General features: G+C 54.2%; 1 rRNA gene. It reads right to left on the bottom strand.

Annotated features, from left to right (window positions below):
- Positions 1-40 precede the first annotated feature (40 nt).
- Positions 41-2,700: ribosomal RNA gene (locus NS355_RS18335) — 23S ribosomal RNA — on the bottom strand; the annotation flags it as partial.

The raw sequence follows: 2,700 nt of genomic DNA, 5'->3' as shown, positions 1-2,700 counted from the left end.
TGCCATCTAGCCCAGGGCTGATGGTGGGGGTGTGGAGCTCTCAAGCGCGAATAGGACAATTAGTATCGGTTAGCTCCATGCGTTACCGCACTTCCACATCCGATCTATCGAGGTCGTGGTCTTCGACCGTCCTGAGAAATCTTATCTTGAGGGAGGCTTCCCGCTTAGATGCTTTCAGCGGTTATCCCGTCCGTACATAGCTACCCTGCTGCGCCGTTGGCACGACGACAGGTACACCAGAGGTACGTTCAACCCGGTCCTCTCGTACTAGGGTCAACTCCTCTCAAATTTCGACGCCCACGGCAGATAGGGACCAAACTGTCTCGCGACGTTCTGAACCCAGCTCACGTACCACTTTAATTGGCGAACAGCCAAACCCTTGGGACCTGCTCCAGCCCCAGGATGTGATGAGCCGACATCGAGGTGCCAAACAACCCCGTCGATATGAGCTCTTGGGGGTTATCAGCCTGTTATCCCCGGCGTACCTTTTATCCGTTGAGCGATGGCCCTTCCACGAGGGACCACCGGATCACTATGACCGACTTTCGTCTCTGCTCGACTTGTCAGTCTCGCAGTCAGGCTGGCTTATGCCATTGCACTCTAACAGCCGGTTTCCAACCGGCCTGAGCCAACCTTCGCGCGCCTCCGTTACTCTTTAGGAGGCGACCGCCCCAGTCAAACTACCCGCCACAGAGGGTCCCTGTACCGGTTTCACGGTACGAGGTTAGACATTAAACAACAACAGGGTGGTATTTCACCTATGGCTCCACATCGGCTGGCGCCAATGCTTCAAAGCCTCCCACCTATGCTACACAGTTCTTGTCCAATGCCACTCTGAAGCTGCAGTAAAGGTGCACGGGGTCTTTCCGTCTAACCGCGGGTACTCCGCATCTTCACGGAGAATTCAATTTCGCTGAGCATGTCCTGGAGACAGTGGGGAAGTCGTTACGCCATTCGTGCAGGTCGGAACTTACCCGACAAGGAATTTCGCTACCTTAGGACCGTTATAGTTACGGCCGCCGTTTACCTGGGCTTCATTTCAGAGCTTGCACTCCTCCACTTAACCTTCAGGCACCGGGCAGGCGTCAGGCCCTATACGTCGTCTTGAAGCCGACTTAGCAGAGCCCTGTGTTTTTGCTAAACAGTCGCTACCCCCTGGCCTGTGCCCCCCATGAGAGCTTGCGCTTACATGGGGCCTCCTTCTTCCGAAGGTACGGAGGCAATTTGCCGAGTTCCTTCAGGACACTTCTCTCAAGCGCCTTGGTATACTCTACCTGACCACCTGTGTCGGTTTCGGGTACGGTCTATACGGTGGGGCTATTTCCCGGGACAGTTTCGAAGCACGTCCAATCCGATAAGGACGTACAACACACACCATCCGTCACACACCACCAGGCCCACGAATATTAACGTGGTTCCCATCGACTACCCCCTTCGGGCTCGTCTTAGGGGCCGGCTCACCCTGCGCGGATTAGCCTTGCGCAGGAACCCTTGGTCTTTCGGCGAGAGGGCATCTCACCCTCTTTATCGCTACTCATGTCTGCATTCGCACTTCCGATACCTCCACGACCCATTACCAGATCGCTTCGCAGGCTTACGGAACGCTCCGCTACCGCGTGCACAAAGTGCACACCCTAAGCTTCGGTGCGTGTCTTGAGCCCCGTTACATCTTCGCCGCAGAAACCCTTGTTTAGACCAGTGAGCTGTTACGCTTTCTTTAAAGGATGGCTGCTTCTAAGCCAACCTCCTGGTTGTTTTGGGATTTCCACATGCTTTCCCACTTAGACACGACTTGGGGACCTTAGCTGTAGGTCAGGGCTGTTTCCCTTTTGACGACGGACCTTAGCACCCGCCGTCTGTCTCCCGAGTATCACTCATAGGTATTCGGAGTTTGGTTAGTATTGGTAGATCTCGCGACCCCCGCAACCATCCAGTGCTCTACCCCCTATGGTGTCCGCTCGAGGCACTACCTCAATAGTTTTCGCGGAGAACCAGCTATTTCCCGGCTTGATTGGCCTTTCACCCCTAAGCACAACTCATCCGGTAACTTTTCAACGTTAATCGGTTCGGACCTCCAGTGCGTGTTACCGCACCTTCATCCTGGTCATGCATAGATCGCCGGGTTTCGGGTCTAATACTTCAAACTATGTCGCCCTATTCAGACTCGCTTTCGCTGCGCCTACACCTATCGGCTTAAGCTTGCTTGAAACATTAAGTCACAGACCCATTATGCAAGAGGTACGCAGTCACCCCATAAAGAGGCTCCTACTGCTTGTAGGCAATCCGTTTCAGGTACTGTTTCACTCCCCTCATCGGGGTGCTTTTCACCTTTCCCTCACGGTACTAGTTCGCTATCGGTCATGTACGAGTATTTAGGCTTGGAGGGTGGTCCCCCCATGTTCAGACAGGATTACACGTGTCCCGCCCTACTCGAGTCCTTTCACATCAGTTTCGCATACGGGGCTGTCACCCGCTATGGCCACACTTTCCAGAGTGTTCTGCTACTTGAATGAAAGGCACTGGCCTGGTCCGCGTTCGCTCGCCACTACTAACGGAATCTCGGTTGATGTCTTTTCCTCCAGCTACTGAGATGTTTCAGTTCACCGGGTTCGCTTCTCGAAACCTATGTATTCAGTTAAGAGATACCTGAACCGCCTAACCCTCACAGAGCCTCTCACCAGCACGCATGAAGCGTGCCGC

Origin of the sequence: Sphingomonas yabuuchiae, from assembly GCF_001477495.1 — a bacterium.
Classification (GTDB): domain Bacteria; phylum Pseudomonadota; class Alphaproteobacteria; order Sphingomonadales; family Sphingomonadaceae; genus Sphingomonas; species Sphingomonas yabuuchiae_A.
The sequence above is the reverse complement of the archived record's forward strand: the minus strand, read 5'-3'. Positions and strand labels throughout refer to the sequence as shown.